Here is a 19,131-nt window from a genome sequence, read left to right as displayed (position 1 = left end):
GCCGCGGTTTCCGGCGGGCTGACTCGTCTGCGTGCGTAGGGTGCAGGGGTTCACGAGGTTGCGGGTCCTGACGCAGGGGGGTGGGTTGCCCGGTCGACTTCCTGAGCTCGTTCGCCAGCCGCGACCTGCCGCAGTTCGCTGTAGCGGTGGAGTGCCTGCGGATCGCCGATGTGTTCGGCGGCCGCGATTGCGGCGTCGAGGACTCCGTCCATCCAGAGTCGCGGAATTCCTTGCAGATCCTGCTCGCTCGCAGCGAGGAGGAGCCGCGCGGTAGAGGGGTCAGGCGCGATCGAGACGAGAAGGAAGCACTCCTTGACGAAGTGCCGCCATTTGCCCTGCTCGAAGCCGTGCTTGTCGGGCGGCAGAAGGCGCTGGGCCTCCTGAAGCGTCTGCCATGCGCCTGCGAAGTCGTCGGTTCGTCGTTGCAGTCGGGCGAGGGTGAGCAGTTTGCTCCCCTTCGCCCCTGACCATGAATCGTTGAGCGCCACAGCTTCTTTCTGCACGTGCACGGCCTCGGCGAGATAGCCGAGGTGGGCAAGGTGGAACTGCAGGGTGTTGAGCGTGATGTCGCTTCGCGGCTCGCCAGCCGCCCACTCGGTCATGAACAGGCGCGATGCCTCGCGCTCGCCCAAGCGGGCGGCATGGTAGGCCCACTCTTTGAGCCCTTCATCGGCCGGCTCGGCGGGGAATCGTGTGCGTTGCCGGTCCAACCATTCTTCGACGGCAGCGTCGGTATGCCGGGCCGATGTGATGCCGCCCAGGATGCGGTCCCGGTCAGGGTGGGAGCTGGCTTGAACCGCCTCGGCGCTGGCGGCGATGCCAGCGGTGAGGAGGTGGTAGAGGTGGTAGAGGTGGTAGCCCAAGGCCGTGTCGAAGCTGATGTTCTTGGCGTCCCAGTGCAGCCACAGGTCCTCGACCTGCCGGTGCTCGGCCACCAGAAACCCCGCCAGGGTCAGGTCGGGGGCCATGCCCCAGGGGACGGCCTCGCGGTAGTACGTGGTCTGCTGCTGGAGGAGGAAGCGCAGAAGCGGTAGGTCCTGAGGGCGGCGGTCGTATTGCAGAGCCCACAGAACCGCGAAGCGGGCGGCTCTATTGCGGTCGGTAACGGCGCCTTCGTCGGTGTCCTGAGCGCCGTAGTAGGCGAGGTCCACCCACGTCGCTTGGTCCTGCCGGGCTCGTTCGAGAGTGATCCTGGGTCCCCGCAGTAGTCGGTCCTGCTCGTCGGCGGTACTCATCGTTGTCCCCTCGCTTGGTTGCTTGCAATTCTGTCGGCCCGTTGTTCGCCCCGTCCGCTGGCCAGTTGGTCGCGGAGGCGGCGGTTCTCCTCCGCGAGTTGCCGGACGCGGGTGTTCGCGGCTTCGAGTCGCCGCAGCAGGGAGGCGTCGGAGGTCCGCCGGCGTGCCGGAACCGGGGATGCGGGTGCTTGGCGGTGTGCTGCCCGCAGGCGCTGGACTTCAGCCCGCAGGTCCGGCTGGCCGTAGAGCCAGACCGCGAGACGCCCGCCTGCTCGGCGACGGCATCGAAGGCGACCGGCTCTCCGGCCGCGTCGAGGGAGCGTAGTGCCTGGATGGCCTTGGAGCGGGTGCATTCGCTGCGACGGCGGGCGGCCTCGATGGTGTGCTGGCTGTTGTCAGCTCGCATCAGCGGTGGCCTCCGGCTGATCGGGGTCGGCTTCCAGCGTGGTGATGATCTGCTCCAGGTTGCCCAGGACCTGCCGGTTCATCTTCACCACCCGTGCCTGGCCACGGGCCTCGGCGGCGCAGACGATCTGCAGCAACTGCTGGCGCTGTTCGCGGTGCTGCGGCAGGAAATCGGGGGTAGTGATGAACATCGGGCCGGCCGGCCCTTGATCACTTTGCTGGCCAGGCGGTAGCGGAGCATGCCCGGGACTGGTTCCTCAGCACGGCGGCAGCCCACGGCGAGCTCGGCGATCTCGCTGATCCTCATCCCGGAGACCGCCGCGGTGACCATGGCGCATGCTGTGCGCAGCTGATTCGCCAGGGTCCGGACCTGGTCTTCGGGAATCGGGACAGTCCGCGGGACCTCGCTTCCCTGCTCGTCCGCCCGGGTGACCTCGGCGGCGCCGCGGCCCCATGGCTGCTCAACTCCCACCGCGTGCATGGCCTGCAGGAGCACGGGTCGCAGAGCGGTTGGCCGGCGGTAGTTGAAGTTGGAGCGTCCAGCCTCGGGGGCGAGCGAGTCGAAGGACGCGTTCGGGAGCGGATCGTCCGGGACGAACGTGCCTTTGGACAGGCGCAGGCTGATACGGGCTTGCGGGAGCCGGTCGAGCGGGCGTGCACCGGCGATCCGCCGACGCACGGCTTCCTCCAGGACGGCCACGCCTTGGACCTGCCGTTCTGGACTCGGGTCAGCCTGCTGGCGGTCACGGACCTGGTTGCGCAACGCGAGGATGTGCGGTGACAGGACCTGCACCGGTAGAGGGCGGCGTCCGCGGCGGTCCGTGCGCCTGCGCCGATGCCCCCAGAGGTGAGCGCGGGGCATCCCGGCATCCGGTACGCGCACGCCGACGATGCCGGCTGCCGAGGCCGGGGTCGAGGAATGTTGGTCAGAACCAAGAGCAGTGCGCGGCGACATCGCCTGCTTCTCGTCCCGCGTGGGTGGGATCTTCGGGTTCGCGCGGCGGCGGTCGCTGGTGGTGTCGACCCTGACAAAGTAGAGTGTTGCTTCATTATGAAGCAGGTACATAATCCGGGCCTGGCCCGTGACCCTGATGGCTTCCTCTACGACCCTGGTGTCCGGGACGCCATGCAGGCGTTCGCGGCGGGGGACGACACTCTCGCGCTGGAGACGGCCGCAGCCGTCCGGTCGGCCTCGCAGGCGGTCGACCGGCTGCGTTCGCAAGGTGCGGGGGGACGTGGGCTCAGCGCGGGGGCGCTCGACGTCCTCGCGCGACTCAGTACGGCCACGGACCAGGGGCTGAGCATCGGCGAACTGGCCCGCGCGGCAGGGGTGAGTTCCCGCAATGTCACCGGCCTGGTCGACACGCTCGAGCGTGACGGGCTGGCGCAGCGGGTCCAGGACCAGCACGACCGCCGGTCGGTACGAGCCAGGATCGCACCAGCCGGCCTCGACTGGCTGGACAACTTCCGCCAGCCGACGCAGCGCGCCATGTCCGCCGTCTTCCAGGGCTTCACCGAAGACGAACTCGCCCGGTTCCGTGATCTGTGCCTGCGCATGGTCGAAAACCAGCAACGCATCGAGCAGTACCTGAACACGGCCCGGCGCGACGAGCCGCCGACCTCCTGAACCGACACCGACGGAGCACCGCATGACCAACGACTCCCGCAACACGGCCGCCCGACGTACTGTCAGGGCCTACCACGAGGCCCGGTTCCGGGGAGACGTCACCACGGCCGCCGCCCAGATCGGCGAAGTCTTCAGCTTCCGCAGCCCGTTCATCACCTCCGACAGTCCGACCGGCCACCTCGACGGCCTGGACGGGCTCCTGGGCATCGTCACCGGCGTGGAACTGATCAGCGAGCTGTACAGCGAGACCGAGGCCACCCTGCTCTACGACGTCCACACCGCCCCGGCCGTCGGCATCACCCAGCACACGGCCGAGCACTTCCGCCTCCACGACGGCCTGATCACCTCGATCACGCTCATCTTCGACTCCGCCCCCTGGCAGGCCATCATGTCCGCGGCCGGCCCGTCCCGCGACGAGGCCGTCCCCACGGTGTGACCGGCCGCCTGTCATCAGGACGGAAGCAATCGGCAACGCCGAAGCAAGTGCCCAAGCGCTCTCGAAACTCGGTTCCGGCACAGATCTTGGGGAGCGAACGCGGAGGGTGACCACTGACGCTTGGGTTTTAAGATCGTCGATCTTAAACTCAGGCGCCGTGATCGGAGGGTTGTGGGTCCTACAAGATCTCGACAGTCCCGGGCGGAACCGGTCCCTCGCCCGCGTAGGTGGCGCCCAGTGGTGCCGATGGCGCGTCGTCCTCGGTGAGCGTCAGACTGGGCCAGGGCCCGGCGAGGGTGGCGTCGTCCAGGGTGATGCCGAGGTGGTCCAGCACGAGGGCCACCGCAGGTGCCATGCCTGCATCCTCGCGTTCGTGCGCGGCGAGCGCCGTTTCCACCCGATCCCACCAGGGGCCGAGCGGTTCGGACCGGGTGTGCTCCATGCCGGGCTCGAAGTACTCGACGCACTCGCCGTCACGCCAGTACTGGAAGACGTCGATTCCGTCGGTCGTCGCCAGGCTGTACGTCTCAGTGCCACGAGACAACTCCGCGAGCGATTCTTCCCCAAAGCCGATGCCACCTTCCTCCTCGACGCAGAAGGCCCATTCACCGATCCTCCCGGACCGCAGCAGCGAGACCATCTCGTCGTCGTAGTCGCCCGAGACCAGGGCCGAGGCCGTGTCCCAGTCGAGCAGGCGTGCCTGGTCCGGGTCGGCCCCGTACCGGGTGAAGACCTCCTCGGGGCTCAGGTCGCGGGTAAAGGTGACGCACATCCAGGCCACCGCCCAGCGGAGCGAATCCATGTCCGCCTCTGTCCTCATGTCTTGCCTCCGTCGTTCACTTCGGTACCGCTCGCCGTCCCTGCCGGGCCGCCGTGTTCCCGGCCATGCGCGTGGCGCGACGGGGAGCCAGGCTCATGCCGCCTGATGGCCGCGGAGGCTATTTCAGCAGGATCATCTTGCGGAGCAGTTCGAATCCGGCCCGTCCGTAGAGCTGCCTCTTGATCTTCTTGATGCGGTTTACGGCACCCTCGACGCTGCCGGAGCTCCATTCCAGGGTGAGTCCGGCTGTCACGGCGTCGAGGTCTCGGAGTAAGTGGAGTGCGAAGTCGGTGACGCTGGGCAGTTGGCCGGCCTCGACGGCGCCGATCCAGGTCGGGAGCGTTGCACCGAGGCGGCTGGTGAGGATCTCGCCGAAGTCGCGGACATGCCCGGCGGCGGCATCCAGCTCCGGGCAGCGCGCCAGGACGTTCTTCAGATCGGCGCGGTCCTCCTCGCTCAGGGCCGTGGGGTGACGTGTGAGCCAGCCGGTCACCCGCCGCACCGTCGGCGGTGGGGGCGCCGTGCCCGACGAGGCGGTGCGCAGGGTGGCGATGTGGGCGCGGACCATCTGGCAGGTGACGGGAGCGTGCTCGGCAAGCAGTTCGCCGTGCAGCCGGACGACGCTCGTGCATCCTGCGGCGAACCGTCGTTCCAGGTAGGGCTTGTAGGGGTCCAGTCTGCTGGACCGGGCCCGGTTCTCGCGGAAGGTGTCCTGCCAGCGCGCCTCAGCCACGCGGCCAGCGGTCCCGCTTCCCGGGACGGCAGCACATCGACCACATGATGGGATTCGCCGCAGGTCAAGACCGTGGAGTAGGTCTGGCCCCGGCGGATCGCAAAGTCATCCACACCCAGCACCCGCGGCGTGCTGAACTGCGGATCGGGCAACGCCATGACCCTGCGCAACAAGGTCATCCGCCCTGCCCCGAAGCCCAGTTGAGCGGCCAGCCGGGCACCGGCCCGCCCGGCCAGCGCGAGCCCCACACGCTCCAGGACGTGGCATAGCCGCGTGGTGAACCGCGCGTACGGGGCGGCCAACTGGTTGAACGGTTCGGCGAACGTGCGGCGCGGGCAGTTGTCCGCATCGCAGATGAAACGCCGGACCTTCAACATGATCGCGACGCTCTGCCCACCGAGCGGGAGATCCTTCAACCTCCGCTGGTAGCAGTCGTGCACCCGGTCCGAGAGGCGACTGCAGTCCGGGCACGCCGCCCCGGCCGCCCGGCCTCTGGCCACCACGTCGACCGTGCCGAAGGCAACGGTCACCGCCTCGACGTCCACGACGTCGATCCCGTCGAACACCAGCGAGTCCCAGAACAACTCTGCAGAAATCGAACAGTTCATGACTTTAAGGCAGCACGGGCCCCTGCCGAGAGTTCGGCAGGGGCCCGCAGGGCAGAGAGCTGCGGAAGGCCGGGATCCGTCCTCGATGAGCGGCATGCCGACCGGCATCAGCTAATGTCTGCTGCCGGTCTGACGGCCCGGCCTCACTTCAGATGGCGGGTGAAGAACTGGGCCGCGGCGTCACCCGCGAACTGCGGGACGCCGGTGTGCCCGCCCATGTTGGCGTGCAGGGACTTCTCCTTGGAGCCGAAGGCGTCGAAGAGGTCCAGGGCCTGCTGCCGGTTGTTCCCTTCGTCGTCCCACTGCAGCAGGACGTGCAGCGGAATGGTGACCTGCCGGGCCTCCTCGAACATGGCGCGAGGCACGAAACTCCCGGCGAAGAACCCGGCGGCCACGATGCGCGGCTCGACCACCGCCAGCCGGATGCCGATGGAGATCACTCCTCCCGAGTACCCGACCGGGCCGCCGATCTCGGGCAGCGCAAGGAGGGCGTCCAGGGCGGCCCGCCATTCCGGGACCGCCTTGTCGACCAGCGGGAGGATGAGGGCGTCGACGATCTCATCGCTGACCGGCTCGCCGGCCGCCATTGCCCGGCGCAGGTCGGCGCGGGCCTGCTCGACGGCGGGCCAACGGGGCCGGTCGCCGCTTCCGGGGAGCTCGATGGTGGCCGTGGCGAAGCCCTCCGCCGCGGAGTGCCGGGCCCGGTCTACCAGTCGGGGGTACATCTTGCGCAGCCCGAGGGGAGGGTGGCCGAGCAGGATCAGCGGCGCCGGTGCGGATGCGGGTGTCCACAGGATGCCAGGAATCTCACCGAGGGTGAATTCGCGTTCGAGGACGCCGTCGTCGAGGCGCTGCTCGGAAGTGAAATGCATGGTCGTGCCTTTCGGGAGTGCACTGAAACGGCGCTCCCGGACGACCTGTCTATCGCCCGACCGCGACCCCGGAGGGGAGCACCCATGTCGATACTGCGTTCACGGGTACCACCTCCTCGATCTCTCGCACGGCCTCCGGAAACTTAGCAGTGGCCGCCCTCGCCCTGCAACGGGTTATTGCGGGGTCCCCATGACCGGGTACCGATGGAGGCACTACACAGAGCTGCTTGGGGTGTCGTCTCGACCGAAGTCCGCATGCCCGTTCGTCGACTACAGTCCGCTCGCCGAGGCACACGAGCGTGGTGACGCAGTCGAGGCCCAATGGACGAGCTACCGCCACACCACTGCACGGCACATGGACCATGAACTCATCGAGGCTGCATACGCCCAGCCGCAGCTGCGAGCCCTGTTTCCCTTCCACAGCCACCGGACGCTGAACTTCAGCCGCTGCACCGGATTTCCCTACACCCGCGACATCCCGGTGATCACCCCCGCGAGCGGAAGTTACCGAGTGACCTGGTGGCACACCCGGTCACCTCATGGACCGGCGGACATCGGAGAGGCCGACATCCCTGACGACGCAGTCGCCTTGGTCGTCGCCCTTCTGCCCCACAACTGCGGGCCAGCGGTTGCTGGCACCGCCGAAGACCTTGACGACTCAGATTCCACATAATGATCCTGTTGACGTGGCCTTCGACGACTCCGGGTTCCAGGGCGGGGTGAGTCCGGCGATAACGGCTTCGCGGTCCCGGTCGATGCCCGCGGCAAGGGCGTGGAGGCTGGGCAGGTCGTCCTGTCGGCCGGCATCGGTCCGGCGATCCAGAATCCGCCCGGCCGGTTCCGCAGCCCTGCCAGAGCGTCGCGGTACTTCGCCAGACAGCGGTTGCCTTTCCGTCCAGGCCGGCGAGGAGGAGCGTCGAGCCACCTAGTACGAGGTACTCCAGAGCTCCCGCGCCGGCCCGGAAGGCGACCCGGTCTCCGCCCCGGCCACGCCGGCCCCGTCGAGGAGGACGGCCGCACTGGCAGCGGCGGCGGCGAAGTCCTCCTTCTCCCGCGACGGTTCGGCCGACTGCGAGCCGAGGGCGACATTCACGCCGTCGTCTCCTCGTCGTGCAGGCAGAGGGGACAGTGCAGTTCGACGATTGCGGTTCGTCGGTCTCGGGGTCGTAGTCGACGCTCACCAGTGTGGAGAAGCGACGCTTGCCCACCTGCCCCAGAGCGTGCTGAGGTCGGCCGAGGGAGCCCGCGGTGTGAATACCGGCGATAGCGAGCACCGAGCCGTTCCCGGCCGGACGGGGCAGTCGGCCGAGGTATCCGACGTCAGCGGGCGGTACGGCTCGGTATCTGCTCCCGCGCCGTACGAAGTGCCGGTGCGACGGTCCACCAGGGCCCTCGGCTCGCCGTCCGGGGCTGTCCGGCTGAGGCGGCCCAGGCGAGCCGCCGTGTCAGTCCGCTGCCGTGTGCTCGGTCGGGAGTGAGAGGCGGATGCGGCGCCGTGCCGGGTCCACTTCGGCGATCCGTGCCGTCAGCTCGTCGCCGACCTGGATGTCGCGGTCGCCGCCCAGCTGTGGCAACTCGGAGTTGTGGAGTAGACCGTCCATGCCGTCATCAACGCTCACGAACACTCCGAAGGGGACCAGCCTCGTGACGCGTCCCCGCACGACGCTGCCGACGTGATCGACCCATGCCAGCCAGGGGTTCGGCTGGAGGGCGATGAGGGACAGGACAGCCTGCCCGCGCATCTCGGCGTCCACGCCCAGCACTGCCGCGGTCACCCGTTGGCCCATCGTCACGACCTCTCCGCAAGAAGAGATCCACTTCCACGAGACCTCCGGCGGAGGAATGAAGCCCACCGAAGGCTCGGGGGCTCCATCAAGGTCCACGAAGACACCGAAGTTCTCGATCGACGTAACCACTCCCGAGCGTTCGTCCCCGCGACGGAGTGTCGCCAGGAACTCTCTCAACACCGGGGAAGGAAGCGGATGGGTCATGGCTGGGACCCTATGCCACCCCTATTTCAGGGGCGACCGGCACTCGCCCTATGGTCGCTGGCGTCATACGTGGGGTGCTTTGGGCGTTTGTTCGGTCGGTAGCTGGGGCCGTTCATGATGACCTGGTGGCTGGTGTCGATCAGCCGGTCCAGGAGCGACTCGGCTACGACGGGGTTGGGGAAGAGCGGATACCAGTAGCTGGGCGCCCGGTTGCTGGTGATGATCAGGGACCGGCCCTGCCGCTCGCTGACCAGCTCATACGCCCTGGCGGACAGCGCGGTGGCCCATGGCCTGGGCGACGTGTGTCTTGCCGACCCCGACCGGGTCGAACAGAATGACGGACTCGCCCGCGTGGAGCCAGCGCAGGGCAGCCGGGTCGCGGATCTGGGCCGCCGGCAGCTTCGGGGAGGCCGCGAAGCCGAACTCCTCCAGCGTGACCTGCTGCTCGAACTTCGCTTGGAAGGCGATCTTATCCGGCGGATAGTCGCCTCGGTCGGTTCGTTTCCCCTGGTCCAGTGCGGCGTGGGTCTTGAGCAGGTAAGCAGCTTGCCGAAGCAGCGCGGGCTCAGCCCGGTGAACGGGGCTATCCAGGACGTTTCCGACGCCGTGATCACACCAGCCGCTGCAAGATCCTCACACGGCTTCTGCCGACACCGCCATGCGGGTCACCCGGTGGACAGACGGAGTGCTTCTGCGTCGTGCAGGTGCCGAGACACGATCACCCGCTCAAGGCGCCGCCCGACCAGGTACACAGGACGCACGCCAGCTCCATGCAGCGGGCACTGGTTCAGCCTCTCGGACTCCACCCCACGACCGTACCGTCGACCAAAGCCCCAGCTCACCCGCCTTTGCGGGACAACTCTTAGGGCCACACGACCTCGCCGTCTCGAACCACCAAAGGCTCGAACTGGTCTGACTCGCAGAACCTGGTCCAGCCCAGACGGACCGTACCGGTGGGAACGCTGTGCCGGTCATCCGCTTTCGTGGCCAGCCAGCTGAGTAGTTCACCGATGCGCTCGAAATCGTCCGGATGGATCTCTTGCCGAACGGTCAGGGCCCATGTCCCGTACCGTGCGTCTTCCGGGCGTAGCAGCACCGAGACGAGCGCTCCGCCCACCTTCCATGCCTCGCCGGGCTGGCCGAGCAGCGGCACAGGGGCGTCCATCATGACGGGGTCGCCGTGCTCATCCTCAACGACTGTCGGGAACTCGGGCACGATGCGGAGGCTCTCCGGCCTGGGGCCCAGCCCAAGATGCCACCGAAGCTCTGAAGCCTCTTCGTCAGAGAGCCCCTCGCGTAGGTTCAGAACGATCGAGAGTTCATAGATGTCTGCCACAGCGGCAAGCTATCGCTCTGGTACGACAATGTCCCTGGGGGAACCTCACACCTCAACGTTCCTCACCGGCCTTCTCGCATCACAGCAAGACCCCGAACAGCGCAAAAACCTGCACCAGTACGCGATATGGCACCTGGTCCGTCGACTACGTCGACGCAGCAACGGCCGCCCCCTGACCCCGCAGCAGTTCACATCCGCGCGTCAACGCACCCACGCGGCCGTCGCCTTCCTTACCTGGCTTCAGGCTCACGACCTCGCCTTGAACGCGAGACCGCGCAGGCGCTGGACGCCGCGGATTGGGTGGTCCGGAACCGAGATCGTGGCGCAAGACCCGTGCCTCGAACGGCCGCACCCTGCTCCCACTGACCGCCGTCCAGCAGTCGGGCGGTGCCTGTTGAGCGGCAAGCGCGTCCCTTCCGAGGTCCTCAAAGCCGCCCGTCTCCGCGACAGTCAGACCAAGCGGGCCAAAGTCCCGGCGCTACTCCACGACATGGTCGCCTGCGGCGAGCCCGTCACATTCGCGGCGTCGCCAAGACCGCCGGGGTATCGAACTGGCGGGTCTACGCCGAAGGCGTCCGCGAGCACATCGGCGCCGCCCGCGCCCGGCAGGTCCTGCACCCGCCGAAGCCCAGCACAGGGAGCGCAGTGAGCGTGGCGGCTGCGAGCGCGGCGGGCTTGAAGACCGATCTGGCACCGGCTCGCCAGGAGATCACCACGCTGCGGGAAGGGCGGGACAAGCTCAAGGACGCCGTGCGACGACGGCTGGGGCAACGGCTCGACCGGATCGGCACAGGCGAGCTGGTGGCCCGCATCGGCGAGTTCAGCCGCCAGAACGCCGAACCGACCGCCGAGAGAGACGCGCTGACTCGGGGCAAGGCCGAGTGGGAGGAGAGGTCGCCGAAGCGGAAGAGGACCGGGACGCGGTGCGCGCGAACCTGCGCAGAATGACGCGCACGGAGAACACCAACCCGGATGCCACCGGAGCCGGATGAGCCCTGCCACCCAGCCGGGGACACCTGGCCGCCTCACAGAAGGCGCCGATGGCACCCCGGCGGCGCGATCGTCAGTCGTCAGGGGTGGGGTGTTGACGAGTAGGGCTGGTCGGTGGAAGTGATGGTTCCGGTCCACCAGTCGGGTTTGTCGGTTTCTGCCCAGGTCACGGCTAAGGATCGGTGGAAGGTGTCTTCGATCCAGCCGTGCATGGCTGTCTGGGCGGACCGGGGTGTGCTGTCGGCCGGCTCGTCGATCAGGCCGCCGTCCAGGACGCCGTCGGGGTCGGTGAAGTACACGGCATAGCGCCACTTGAGCGGCGTCCGGAAGAGTACGACAGCGGAGGGCTTGCCCAGCTTCTTCCACCAGACCCGTGCGGCTGCGGGCATCAGGCTTCGGCCTTCCACGCGGCGAGCTTGATCTTCACTTGGCAGTTGTGGTCGGCATGCCAGATGGCCTGGCCAGACACGCTCTCACCCATTGCGGGAAGAACCGCGTTTCGGGGTGTCGCGGTGATCTCAGCCAGGCCAGTCGCGTCAGGCATCTCGTCGATGCGGAGGAGACGCCGAAGCGCTGTCGGCCGACGACCTCGCCGGTGATCTTGGTTCCGAGAGGCAGCGCCTGGCATATCGCTGGCCGTGCCGCCCTGGCTCGTGGCCCGGCCCCGGTTCCGTCGGCGGCCCAGGAGTACTCGCTCATACGCCGATCATGGCATGCACCCGTTTCGCTTCCAGTCCGGGTCCAGCCCCCGACGGCCATACCCGGAGAGGGGCGCCGAGTCTCGCCCCCAGCCAGCCGGTGCGGCAGAGTCGAAAAGACGTGCCCAATGTGCCTGGCAGCCCTTCTCGGCGCTGGCCTGGGCCAATACTTGACAGCTCTAGACGAAGACGGTCCTGCGAGCCTTCTACGACTTCCACCGTGACGTCGGCACCGGCCCGGTCCTCAACCCTCTCCCGCTTGACCGCTCACGGCGGGGACGAGGGGCGCACGCTCACCGGAGCCCGATGGAACCGCACCGAAACGAGCGCGTCGACCTCTACCGGCCGAGGCTGCCGCAGCGGTTTCCTCGCAGTGTCCCGGACGATGAGTTCAACGAGATCTTCGCGCGGCTGGCCTCGCACCAGGACCGGGCCCGGGCGAACTGGGCATCGCGGTCCGGATGCCTGATGCCCTGCGTCGTCTTCGCGGTTCCCTGAAGGCTGTAGCCCAGGGTGTGCAGCAGGTGTCCGACGGTTGAAGCACTGACAGGGTGGCCCTGCGCGGTGAGGGTCGAGGCCAGGGTTCGCAACGACAACGTGGTCCAGCGCAACGGAGAGACGGGATCGCCCCGGGTGTGCGGCTCGATCAGCGACTCCAGCGTGGGGAGCAGACCGGAATCGGTGTCTGTCAGGCGCTTGCGGCCGACACCTGGAGCCCGGATCCGTAGGGTCGGCGAGGGGCTACCGGCCAACTCGGCGACGCCACGCGCGATGGTGGCAGTGCTGGTGCCGGAGGCCTCGGCGACGCGGACGATCCCGCCGCGACCGATGGCAGTAGCCTCGCTGGCCAGGTACAACCGACGGCGGCGCTCATCGAAGCGCGGCAGGGTCCGATGGAACTTGGCCCGCAGGACTCGGGCGGCGACGCGACCTGACAGACCGGTGGTCATATCCCAGACTCCCACCAACGCCCCTCTGCCGAGCACTTATTGAATTACAGGCCCCGGCAGTACCGGTGTATCGGCGCTGGACGCCGACCGTGCCAGTGCCCTTCTTCACATCGCCGGTCTCGTCGACGACCAGCACCGCCCGGTCGTCGTGCAGGTGCTCCACCACGTAGCCGCACACGTCGTCGCGGACCTGATCGGCATCCCACTTGGCCCTGCCCAACAGGTTCTGCATGCCGTCCGGAGTGGTCTCGCCAGCCCGCTCGGCGATGGTCCAGCAGTTCTTGCGCGGCAGATCGGTCAATAGACCGAGCACCAGCCGCGCCGCCCTGCGCCGGGGTTCGACCCGGGCGAAGCGCCCCGCGATCCGGCCCGTCAGGCCCTCGAACGCGTCCCGCCAACGGGTGAGTTCTATGCTGTGACCTGTGGCCACCGTCTCTTCGCCAGTCCACAAAACTCACGATGATCAACGGTGGCCGCACCCGTCTCCACAACGCGTCAGGGTCGCGCAGTTCCGCCTGCCGTCCTGAGTCAGGAGGACATGTGCAACGTGGCGAAGTCTGGTGGGTGGAGTTCGACGAGCGGCGGCTGGTCGTACTGCTGGCGGCAGACGACGCGTCCAGGATCCGGGCGATGCAGGTCGTCACTCCTGCGGGCGTCGACATCAGCGGTCTGGGCGTCGAAGTGCAAGTAGGTGCCATGGAAGGACTGCCCTTTGAAGGCGTGCTGCGGTTCGCGTTCCCGCGCCCGGGCTTTACCCCCTGCACGTGGCTGACCACCGTGTCCCAGGACGACCTGATCGAGCAGGTGGGCGTCCTGTCCTCCGCGAAGCTCAGCGAGATTGAGGACGCCCTCCGTCTCGGTGAACTCGGGTAGACGGAGAGGCGCCACTCACCATCGAGATCACGATCTACGGCTGGAGTACTAACCGGGACGAGTACCCGGAGTCCGGTCCGGTGATCCGAGCGGTCCTCCAGCACGCTGTCGACTGCTTGGGGACCCGGCGAGGCGCACGCCGGCTCCCCAAACCGAGCGAGGCGTTCACGACCGCCCGGCACAACATCGGCGAGTACTTCGCCTGGGACGCGGAGGCCAAATGCCTGACCGTCACGGATCCCGTCAGAATGTGTAGGAGGGCGCTTGCAGGCCGAGACGTTGGCAGGGTTGTTCGGTCTTGGAGGTGCCGTCGTGGGTGCGGCGGTCTCCACCGGGGCCGTGATCTGGCAGCAGCGAAAGACATCCCGCGACGCTGAGCGCACACACCTGCTGGGTCTGTCCGAAGCCGCGGCCAACGGAGTCATTCAGATCACGTACAGCATCGAGGACCATTTCGCCGGTGGGGTGCCATGCAGCGGGACTCAGGAGGGCAGCCAATGGCGCGGTGAACTGATGATGCTGCTTCGGGACTTGGAAGCGGAGGCATTGAGGTTCCCGGACCTGAAAACCCGGCGGCTCGTGCAGTGGAGTCACGCTGAGATGCTGCGGGACCCTGAGGGGGTGGCGGCGGAGGACTGGCCGACGGCCCGGTACCGGGTTATCTGCACACAGTTGCGGACAGTTATGGGGACGGTGATCCGCAGGGAGCCCTTCCCTGACGGAATATGGGGGGTGTAGCTCGTCTATGGGGACTGGACTGTGATCGTGTATGCGCTACTCGGATCGGCGGCGGATTGCTGACAGGAGGCGCCGCATGCCAACCACGTGTCCGCCCGTCCCGATGACCAGCCGTCGGTAGATGCCGCCGACGAGGCCGGGAAACGCGGCTCGACTTTCGGCGCGCAGCCGTGATCGACACGGACTGACATCTTCGAGGCGAAAGATCAGGGCGTAGGACGAGAAACGATGGCGTCCCTCGAGGACCAGCTCCCGTCCCGGGACCGCGGCGACTACGCGAAAACCGGGCATTGTCGAGCCTTCGGCCAGCGGCCGTGGCCCGGAGGCTGTGCAGTCGACGGATCCCACCAGTCTCGCGTAGCCGGCCATACCAGGACCCGAGAAGGATCGGTCCAGTGTCTCGCCCAGACTGCGCCAGACGTCGTCGATCCCCGCCGCAATGACCGTCGCGTGCTCATCGATGTACGGCAACGAAGCGATCGGCATCAAAGCCTCCGTGAGGTCCGGTCCAGGTTGGGTGCGATTCGACAGTACGTCCGGCGGACCCATCGAGATAAGGATGTCGCTGCCGTGCGCATCGTCATGGCCGAAGGCCTCGCCCTGCTCCGGGTGGTGGGGTCGCCGTCCACCAGCAGCAGATCGGCGCGCAGTCCCTCGGCGATGCGTCCGCGGTCGTCCAGGGAGAAGCTACGTGCCGGGGTCGCGGCCCGCAGCGCGGCGGCCGGCGACAGTCCCGCCTGGACCAGGTACCGCGGTTCGCCGTGGACGCCGGCGCCGTGGGCGACTCCGCCGAGGAATGGCACGGGCACGGAGGCGACGCCGCCGAGGAACGGTACGGGCGCGGAGGCGTCGCTGCCGAGGCCGTCGCACTGCTGCCCATCGCCGCACTGGCCGACGGCTGGTACACGGTGGAGTCCACAAGGTGAGCGAGCCCGGTCCCGCGCACGACGTGGACGACCGCCGCGGTCAAGCCGTCCGGCCCGGCAGTGCGGAGGCGGCGTGTGCCGGTGGGCAGCCCAGTCGGCCGCGGGTGGTGACCAACAGGACGAGGGCCGCGGCGGTGGCGCTGAGCAGGAAGGCGTGTGCGGCGTCTTCGCGGGACAGCGTGGGGAACATGGCGGACCAGGCGAGGGACATGTAGTTGTTGACGCCGCAGTGCAGCAGCATGGCCATCGGCAGGCTCTCGCCGGTGCGGTTGAACACCCACGTCATGACGAAGCTGAAGGCGATCGCGGTGGCGATGAACTCCAGCGGCGTGGTCCAGGACACGTGCGGCCAGTTGCCCCACTCGGTCAGGAACAGCGGGAGGTGCCAGGCGCCCCACAGCGGACCGACGACGAGGGTGCCGAACAGCGGGCCGTAGCGGCGCTGCAGGCGGGGCATGGCGAACTCGCGCCAGCCGGGCTCCTCGGCGAGGCCGGTGGTGATCATCTGCACGAGCAGGCCGGGCAGGAACGCCGCCAGCATGACGACGGGCGGCATCGCGGGACCGCGGCCGGACAGCGCGACCGAAGTGACGGTCAGCCCGGCGGGCACCGAGAACAGGACCACGGCGTACCAGCGCCAGCCGACCTTGAACTTGGTCATCCGGCCGCGCCAGGCCCGTAGTCCGCGGCGTCCTTCGGTCGTGCCGGTCACCAGGAGTGCCGACAGGATCGGGCCGAGGTAGGCGCCGGGCAGGACGCCGAAGAGCTGGCTGCCGGGGCCGCCTCCGGGGAAGGCGAAGTGCCAGACGCCCAGGCCGTTCTCGGACAGGACGTACGGCGTCCATGCGGTCCAACTCAGCAGGTAGGCCAGCGAGAAGAACCAGGTCAGGGGGCGGCGGCGGATGCTGCCCCGCAGGCCGGTGCCGTGCTCGCGGTCCGTGTCGGCCGGTCGGGTTTCGGTACTGGCGGGGTCTTGGACGCTGCTCACCGTGGTGTCCCTTCGGAAGCGGTCGGAAGCGGTAGGAGCTGTGTCGAAAGCCGGCTGACGTGACGTGTTCAGCACACCGGTCACGCGTCCGCGGATCATTGCCGTGCGCGCCCCGAGCGGTGGTACAGCAGGCTGTACCGCGGTCGACCGGAGCCGTGGTCGCCGCCGGGCCGAGGGCGGCGTCCTGGTGGGTCTTCGCCCCGGGGGAGGCCCCGTCGTACTCGCCCGAGCGCGGTGGCGTCAGGCCGCAGGGGCACCCCGACGGGGCCGGACGTGTCGCCGGACGGGCGGTCCCGCCCCGTCGTGGACGCGAGCAGGGTCACTGTGCGCGGACGGCGTCGGCGGGTGGTGTGCGCAGCGCCTGGCGGGTGGGGAGTTCGACGGTGAGGAATGCCGTGACGGTGACGGTGAGCGCGAGGGCGGGCAGCAGCCAGGCGGGGCCCGCGGGCCAGGGGTGGCCGAGGAAGCCCTGGCCCAGGAGGGCGAGGGGCACGGCGGACAGCAGCAGGGCCGTGGTGAGCGCGGTGGCGGCGGTCACCGCTGCCTCGCGCCGCATCATCGCGCGGATCTGACGGGGTGTGGTGCCGATGAGGCGGAGCGCCCCCAGTTCGACCCGGCGCTGGGCGGTGGCGGCGACGAGTTTGTTGGCGATGCTCAGCAGGAGGTAGACGAGCAGGACCACGATGACGGCCAGGTTGATCCACACCTCGGGCGGGGCGTCCCTCAGGCCGTTGCCGGACGGGGGATTCGTGTCCTCCAGTGCCAGACCCGGGTGGGACGCGGCGAAGGCTGTCAGTGCCTGGCGGGCGGTCGCCGTGCCGTCCGTGCGGACGAGGATGCTCTGGTCGAGCCCCGTCGTGGTGTGTCCGGCCGCCAGGTCGTGGGACAGCACCACCGTGCCGAAGCCGAGACCACGGGCGTAGACGGCGACGACCTCGGCGTCGACCCGTGCGCCGTCCCCGAGGACGAGGCTCACCCGGTGGCCCACTTCCGCGGCGCGCGAGCGGGCGACATCGCTGCTCACGGCGATCGTGGCGCCGGTGAGACGGTCCAGGCTCCCCGCCCGTACACCGAGGTCGAGTACGTCCGGCGCGTCCGGGGTGAGGATCGTCGCGGAGCCGGACTCGGTCTCCGTGTCGCCGAACATCTTGTACGGCCACACCACCGTGGTCGTACTCACCGGGGCCGCCGCCCGCCGTGGACGACGGGCAAGCCGCCCTCGACCAGCTACTGGAGCGGCTCACCGACGTCCCCACGCCCGCCGGGCCGACTCCTCGGCAGATCGGCATCCCAGCTCAGGCCACCCTGCTGCCGGTCATCGAGATCAACCGGAAACCGACCGGGCAGTAGTGCTCAGTGGCCCAGCCTGTGTTGGACGTAGTTCGGGTGGGCCGCGCCGACCTCGATGCTGTTCTCGTCGAGGCCGTTGACGATCCGCAGGGAGCCACTGGCGAAGGTGAACTCCACCGCCACGGTTCCTGCCGCCAGGTCACGGTCGGCTGGTTGCCATTCGAGAAGCGTGACCTCACGCAGTTCGTGGCCGACGCACAGTTCGAGGCGTTCGTCGCTGTGAGACCACCGGGGCGTGAGCTCGGAAGACTCCCATCCGGTGATGGTTGCCGTGGTGTCGATGGTGTCCCAGCCGATCGAAAGTTCATCGAGCTTCCAGTGACAGACCTCCACCTGGATGCCGTCGAAGTCCAGCACCACCGGGCAGTCGGCGAACCAGTCCCCGTCTTCGGCGAACCGCACCAGCGCGAACCCCGTCAGCCGCCTACCGGCGAGCGCCGCCAAGCGTGATCCGTGCGCCTGCCGAATCGCGTCGACCCCGATCAAGAAGGACGGCTCAAAACCAGAGATCCCCATGTTCACAGCACATGAGTCTCCCTGCCTTTGACCCAACCGGCGAGCACATATCGACCAGGCGGATCTCCGACGGCACTGGACAGGTTGGATTCCACAGAAAGGGCGGGAAGTCGTGCGGGAGGTAGCGCCACTGCACCCCGGTCCGGTCCACGTAGAGGATCGCGTTCATGATCTCGTGCAGGTCGTGCTCGGGCGGCCGCCCGATGTTCAGGGCATGACGGCGCCGCTCGGCCCGCCAGGCGGCCAGCACCGGCTCGATCAGTGCCCAGCGGGCATCGGACAGATCACTCGGATAGGGGCGACGCTCCGTCATGACCTGGACGTACCGCCGGAACGCGAGTGCGCCCAGGCGCAAGGACGGGGCGGACGGAAGCCCGGCCGGATTCCGGAGCGTTTTGGGATGAGACAGGCGCAAACCGCCCCACGCCCCAGCCGTCACCCCACCCGACCATCCAGACTCGGTCGCACCGGTCGCCTCACCGGCACGGCAGCCTCGCGAGACAAAAGCCAGAAGATAACGGTGCGTTCTGGGTGGAAACGACGTCTGAGGGGCCAGCACATTGTGCCGGCCCCTCAGACGTCAGTAGCGGGGATAGGATTTGAACCTGCGACCTCTGGGTTATGAGCCCAGCGAGCTACCGAGCTGCTCCACCCCGCGTTTTTGTTCTCCCAGTCCACGGGGTACGACCACGGGCATGGGGTGCCTTCCCAGCCAGCGGATCAACGTCGGCCTACTCGATTCCAGCCAATCGATCACCGGGGGAAGGAGTGTCCTTCACGGTCAACCCGAAGCCGATCCACAGGTCTTGAGTATTGCCCGCCGTCCGTGAGGACCAGTTGACGGGCACGGTGGTACAGCTGCACGGAGGAGGGCGATCGAAGCGCTCAGGGGCTTCTTCGTCGACGGCCATCATCCAACCCAAGCGTCCTGCCTACAGGGTGGATTCAGAAGGCTTCCGCTTTCCGAACGTGATCGTGTGGTTCGAGGTTGGTGGGCATGAATTCCACCTGCAGGCGGGAGGGATGGGGCGGTTCGTCT

At 68.2% G+C, this 19,131-nt stretch carries 23 protein-coding genes, 1 tRNA gene and 6 pseudogenes; 8 read left to right on the top strand and 22 right to left on the bottom strand.

Translation table 11 applies throughout. The features are described from left to right. Positions 1-50: 50 nt before the first annotated feature. Positions 51-1,235 (bottom strand): hypothetical protein, encoded by a 1,185-nt coding sequence (locus ACFYW8_RS35470; protein WP_389088060.1) that lies wholly within the window; start codon positions 1,233-1,235, stop codon positions 51-53. Positions 1,236-1,630: 395 nt separating this feature from the next. After that, positions 1,631-1,831 (bottom strand): hypothetical protein, encoded by a 201-nt coding sequence (locus tag ACFYW8_RS35465; RefSeq protein WP_389088055.1) that lies wholly within the window; start codon positions 1,829-1,831, stop codon positions 1,631-1,633. An 860-nt stretch (positions 1,832-2,691) separates the two neighbouring features. On the opposite strand from ACFYW8_RS35465, the gene ACFYW8_RS35460 reads away from it, so the two are divergent. Together ACFYW8_RS35460 and ACFYW8_RS35455 are read left to right on the top strand one after the other, a co-directional pair. Further along, entirely contained in the window at positions 2,692-3,267 is a 576-nt protein-coding gene (locus ACFYW8_RS35460) for a MarR family winged helix-turn-helix transcriptional regulator (protein WP_389088050.1), read from the top strand. A 22-nt stretch (positions 3,268-3,289) separates the two neighbouring features. After that, positions 3,290-3,703, top strand: a complete 414-nt coding sequence (locus tag ACFYW8_RS35455; protein WP_389088045.1) for a hypothetical protein — start codon at positions 3,290-3,292, stop codon at positions 3,701-3,703. Positions 3,704-3,881: 178 nt separating this feature from the next. Here ACFYW8_RS35455 and ACFYW8_RS35450 read toward each other — a convergent pair whose 3' ends face one another. From ACFYW8_RS35450 to ACFYW8_RS35435, 4 genes and pseudogenes are all read right to left on the bottom strand, one after another. Continuing rightward, a complete protein-coding gene (locus ACFYW8_RS35450) occupies positions 3,882-4,523 on the bottom strand; it encodes a DUF6461 domain-containing protein (protein WP_389088040.1) in 642 nt (213 codons plus the stop codon). A 118-nt stretch (positions 4,524-4,641) separates the two neighbouring features. After that, entirely contained in the window at positions 4,642-5,256 is a 615-nt protein-coding gene (locus tag ACFYW8_RS35445; RefSeq protein WP_389088035.1) for a transposase, read from the bottom strand. A gap of 404 nt (positions 5,257-5,660) precedes the next feature. After that, positions 5,661-5,864: pseudogene (locus ACFYW8_RS35440) on the bottom strand (hypothetical protein); the annotation flags it as partial. A gap of 143 nt (positions 5,865-6,007) precedes the next feature. Continuing rightward, entirely contained in the window at positions 6,008-6,736 is a 729-nt protein-coding gene (locus ACFYW8_RS35435) for an alpha/beta hydrolase (protein WP_389088031.1), read from the bottom strand. On the opposite strand from ACFYW8_RS35435, the gene ACFYW8_RS35430 reads away from it, so the two are divergent. Then, a complete protein-coding gene (locus ACFYW8_RS35430) occupies positions 6,660-7,409 on the top strand; it encodes a DUF6193 family natural product biosynthesis protein (protein WP_389088026.1) in 750 nt (249 codons plus the stop codon). The genes ACFYW8_RS35435 and ACFYW8_RS35430 overlap by 77 nt on opposite strands. Positions 7,410-7,661: 252 nt before the next feature. Here ACFYW8_RS35430 and ACFYW8_RS35425 read toward each other — a convergent pair whose 3' ends face one another. The 6 genes and pseudogenes from ACFYW8_RS35425 to ACFYW8_RS35400 form a co-directional block, all read right to left on the bottom strand. Then, positions 7,662-7,829: a hypothetical protein gene (locus ACFYW8_RS35425; protein WP_389088021.1), complete on the bottom strand. Its 168-nt coding sequence runs from the start codon at positions 7,827-7,829 to the stop codon at positions 7,662-7,664. A gap of 352 nt (positions 7,830-8,181) precedes the next feature. Continuing rightward, positions 8,182-8,727 (bottom strand): S1 RNA-binding domain-containing protein, encoded by a 546-nt coding sequence (locus ACFYW8_RS35420; RefSeq protein WP_389088016.1) that lies wholly within the window; start codon positions 8,725-8,727, stop codon positions 8,182-8,184. Between the two features lie 26 nt (positions 8,728-8,753). Then, positions 8,754-8,948: an ATP-binding protein gene (locus ACFYW8_RS35415; RefSeq protein ID WP_389088290.1), complete on the bottom strand. Its 195-nt coding sequence runs from the start codon at positions 8,946-8,948 to the stop codon at positions 8,754-8,756. A 34-nt stretch (positions 8,949-8,982) separates the two neighbouring features. Continuing rightward, on the bottom strand, positions 8,983-9,126 hold the full coding sequence (locus ACFYW8_RS35410) for an ATP-binding protein (protein WP_389088285.1): 144 nt from the start codon (positions 9,124-9,126) through the stop codon (positions 8,983-8,985). Between the two features lie 128 nt (positions 9,127-9,254). Further along, a pseudogene (locus ACFYW8_RS35405) lies at positions 9,255-9,341 on the bottom strand (IS5/IS1182 family transposase); the annotation flags it as partial. Positions 9,342-9,589: 248 nt separating this feature from the next. Next, positions 9,590-10,063: a hypothetical protein gene (locus ACFYW8_RS35400; RefSeq protein WP_389088011.1), complete on the bottom strand. Its 474-nt coding sequence runs from the start codon at positions 10,061-10,063 to the stop codon at positions 9,590-9,592. Between the two features lie 651 nt (positions 10,064-10,714). On the opposite strand from ACFYW8_RS35400, the gene ACFYW8_RS35395 reads away from it, so the two are divergent. After that, positions 10,715-11,011, top strand: a complete 297-nt coding sequence (locus ACFYW8_RS35395; protein WP_389088006.1) for a hypothetical protein — start codon at positions 10,715-10,717, stop codon at positions 11,009-11,011. Between the two features lie 122 nt (positions 11,012-11,133). Here the strand turns inward: ACFYW8_RS35395 and ACFYW8_RS35390 are convergent, their stop codons facing one another. The 3 genes and pseudogenes from ACFYW8_RS35390 to ACFYW8_RS35380 form a co-directional block, all read right to left on the bottom strand. Further along, positions 11,134-11,460 carry a hypothetical protein gene (locus ACFYW8_RS35390; protein ID WP_389088001.1) on the bottom strand — a complete coding sequence of 109 codons (327 nt, stop codon included), beginning with the start codon at positions 11,458-11,460 and terminating at the stop codon, positions 11,134-11,136. 731 nt (positions 11,461-12,191) lie between these two features. Further along, a pseudogene (locus ACFYW8_RS35385) lies at positions 12,192-12,701 on the bottom strand (ISAzo13 family transposase); the annotation flags it as partial. A 52-nt stretch (positions 12,702-12,753) separates the two neighbouring features. Further along, a pseudogene (locus ACFYW8_RS35380) lies at positions 12,754-13,113 on the bottom strand (transposase); the annotation flags it as partial. A 128-nt stretch (positions 13,114-13,241) separates the two neighbouring features. On the opposite strand from ACFYW8_RS35380, the gene ACFYW8_RS35375 reads away from it, so the two are divergent. Both ACFYW8_RS35375 and ACFYW8_RS35370 read left to right on the top strand, forming a co-directional pair. Then, positions 13,242-13,574, top strand: coding sequence for a type II toxin-antitoxin system PemK/MazF family toxin (locus ACFYW8_RS35375; protein WP_389087996.1), 333 nt, complete (start codon positions 13,242-13,244; stop codon positions 13,572-13,574). Between the two features lie 264 nt (positions 13,575-13,838). Next, positions 13,839-14,312 carry a hypothetical protein gene (locus tag ACFYW8_RS35370; RefSeq protein ID WP_389087992.1) on the top strand — a complete coding sequence of 158 codons (474 nt, stop codon included), beginning with the start codon at positions 13,839-13,841 and terminating at the stop codon, positions 14,310-14,312. A gap of 36 nt (positions 14,313-14,348) precedes the next feature. On the opposite strand, the gene ACFYW8_RS35365 is transcribed toward ACFYW8_RS35370, so the two are convergent. Beyond that, a complete protein-coding gene (locus ACFYW8_RS35365; RefSeq protein WP_389087988.1) occupies positions 14,349-14,798 on the bottom strand; it encodes a hypothetical protein in 450 nt (149 codons plus the stop codon). Further along, positions 14,798-15,118 (bottom strand): annotated as a pseudogene (locus ACFYW8_RS35360) (amidohydrolase family protein); the annotation flags it as partial. The gene ACFYW8_RS35365 and the pseudogene ACFYW8_RS35360, both read right to left, overlap by 1 nt. On the opposite strand from ACFYW8_RS35360, the gene ACFYW8_RS35355 reads away from it, so the two are divergent. Next, the gene (locus ACFYW8_RS35355) at positions 15,074-15,238 is read left to right on the top strand and encodes a hypothetical protein (protein ID WP_389088319.1); all 165 of its coding nucleotides are present in this window, start codon (positions 15,074-15,076) and stop codon (positions 15,236-15,238) included. The pseudogene ACFYW8_RS35360 and the gene ACFYW8_RS35355 sit on opposite strands and share 45 nt — an antisense overlap. 40 nt (positions 15,239-15,278) lie before the next feature. On the opposite strand, the gene ACFYW8_RS35350 is transcribed toward ACFYW8_RS35355, so the two are convergent. Both ACFYW8_RS35350 and ACFYW8_RS35345 read right to left on the bottom strand, forming a co-directional pair. After that, a complete protein-coding gene (locus tag ACFYW8_RS35350) occupies positions 15,279-16,226 on the bottom strand; it encodes a CPBP family intramembrane glutamic endopeptidase (protein WP_389087983.1) in 948 nt (315 codons plus the stop codon). A gap of 319 nt (positions 16,227-16,545) precedes the next feature. Then, positions 16,546-17,406 (bottom strand): FtsX-like permease family protein, encoded by an 861-nt coding sequence (locus ACFYW8_RS35345; RefSeq protein ID WP_389087978.1) that lies wholly within the window; start codon positions 17,404-17,406, stop codon positions 16,546-16,548. A 17-nt stretch (positions 17,407-17,423) separates the two neighbouring features. Here ACFYW8_RS35345 and ACFYW8_RS35340 point away from each other — a divergent pair, with 17 nt between their 5' ends. Continuing rightward, the gene (locus ACFYW8_RS35340) at positions 17,424-17,576 is read left to right on the top strand and encodes a hypothetical protein (protein WP_389087971.1); all 153 of its coding nucleotides are present in this window, start codon (positions 17,424-17,426) and stop codon (positions 17,574-17,576) included. A gap of 3 nt (positions 17,577-17,579) precedes the next feature. Here the strand turns inward: ACFYW8_RS35340 and ACFYW8_RS35335 are convergent, their stop codons facing one another. From ACFYW8_RS35335 to ACFYW8_RS35325, 3 genes and pseudogenes are all read right to left on the bottom strand, one after another. After that, on the bottom strand, positions 17,580-18,020 hold the full coding sequence (locus tag ACFYW8_RS35335; RefSeq protein WP_389087965.1) for a hypothetical protein: 441 nt from the start codon (positions 18,018-18,020) through the stop codon (positions 17,580-17,582). A gap of 175 nt (positions 18,021-18,195) precedes the next feature. Continuing rightward, positions 18,196-18,405, bottom strand: a pseudogene (locus ACFYW8_RS35330) (transposase); the annotation flags it as partial. A 271-nt stretch (positions 18,406-18,676) separates the two neighbouring features. Beyond that, positions 18,677-18,750, bottom strand: a tRNA-Met gene (locus ACFYW8_RS35325). Positions 18,751-19,131: the final 381 nt, after the last annotated feature.

Origin of the sequence: Streptomyces sp. NPDC002742 (assembly GCF_042888885.1) — a bacterium.
Lineage (GTDB): Bacteria > Actinomycetota > Actinomycetes > Streptomycetales > Streptomycetaceae > Streptomyces.
This window is presented reverse-complemented; position numbering and strand designations above follow the sequence as displayed.

What these genes read in the sequence shown, in the direction of transcription:
- ACFYW8_RS35470 (WP_389088060.1), bottom strand. Translation starts at nt 1,235, where the DNA reads ATGAGTACCGCCGACGAGCAGGACCGACTACTGCGGGGACCCAGGATC.
- ACFYW8_RS35465 (WP_389088055.1), bottom strand. Translation starts at nt 1,831, where the DNA reads ATGTTCATCACTACCCCCGATTTCCTGCCGCAGCACCGCGAACAGCGC.
- ACFYW8_RS35460 (WP_389088050.1), top strand. Translation starts at nt 2,692, where the DNA reads ATGAAGCAGGTACATAATCCGGGCCTGGCCCGTGACCCTGATGGCTTC.
- ACFYW8_RS35455 (WP_389088045.1), top strand. Translation starts at nt 3,290, where the DNA reads ATGACCAACGACTCCCGCAACACGGCCGCCCGACGTACTGTCAGGGCC.
- ACFYW8_RS35450 (WP_389088040.1), bottom strand. Translation starts at nt 4,523, where the DNA reads ATGAGGACAGAGGCGGACATGGATTCGCTCCGCTGGGCGGTGGCCTGG.
- ACFYW8_RS35430 (WP_389088026.1), top strand. Translation starts at nt 6,660, where the DNA reads ATGCCAGGAATCTCACCGAGGGTGAATTCGCGTTCGAGGACGCCGTCG.
- ACFYW8_RS35435 (WP_389088031.1), bottom strand. Translation starts at nt 6,736, where the DNA reads ATGCATTTCACTTCCGAGCAGCGCCTCGACGACGGCGTCCTCGAACGC.
- ACFYW8_RS35420 (WP_389088016.1), bottom strand. Translation starts at nt 8,727, where the DNA reads ATGACCCATCCGCTTCCTTCCCCGGTGTTGAGAGAGTTCCTGGCGACA.
- ACFYW8_RS35365 (WP_389087988.1), bottom strand. Translation starts at nt 14,798, where the DNA reads ATGCCGATCGCTTCGTTGCCGTACATCGATGAGCACGCGACGGTCATT.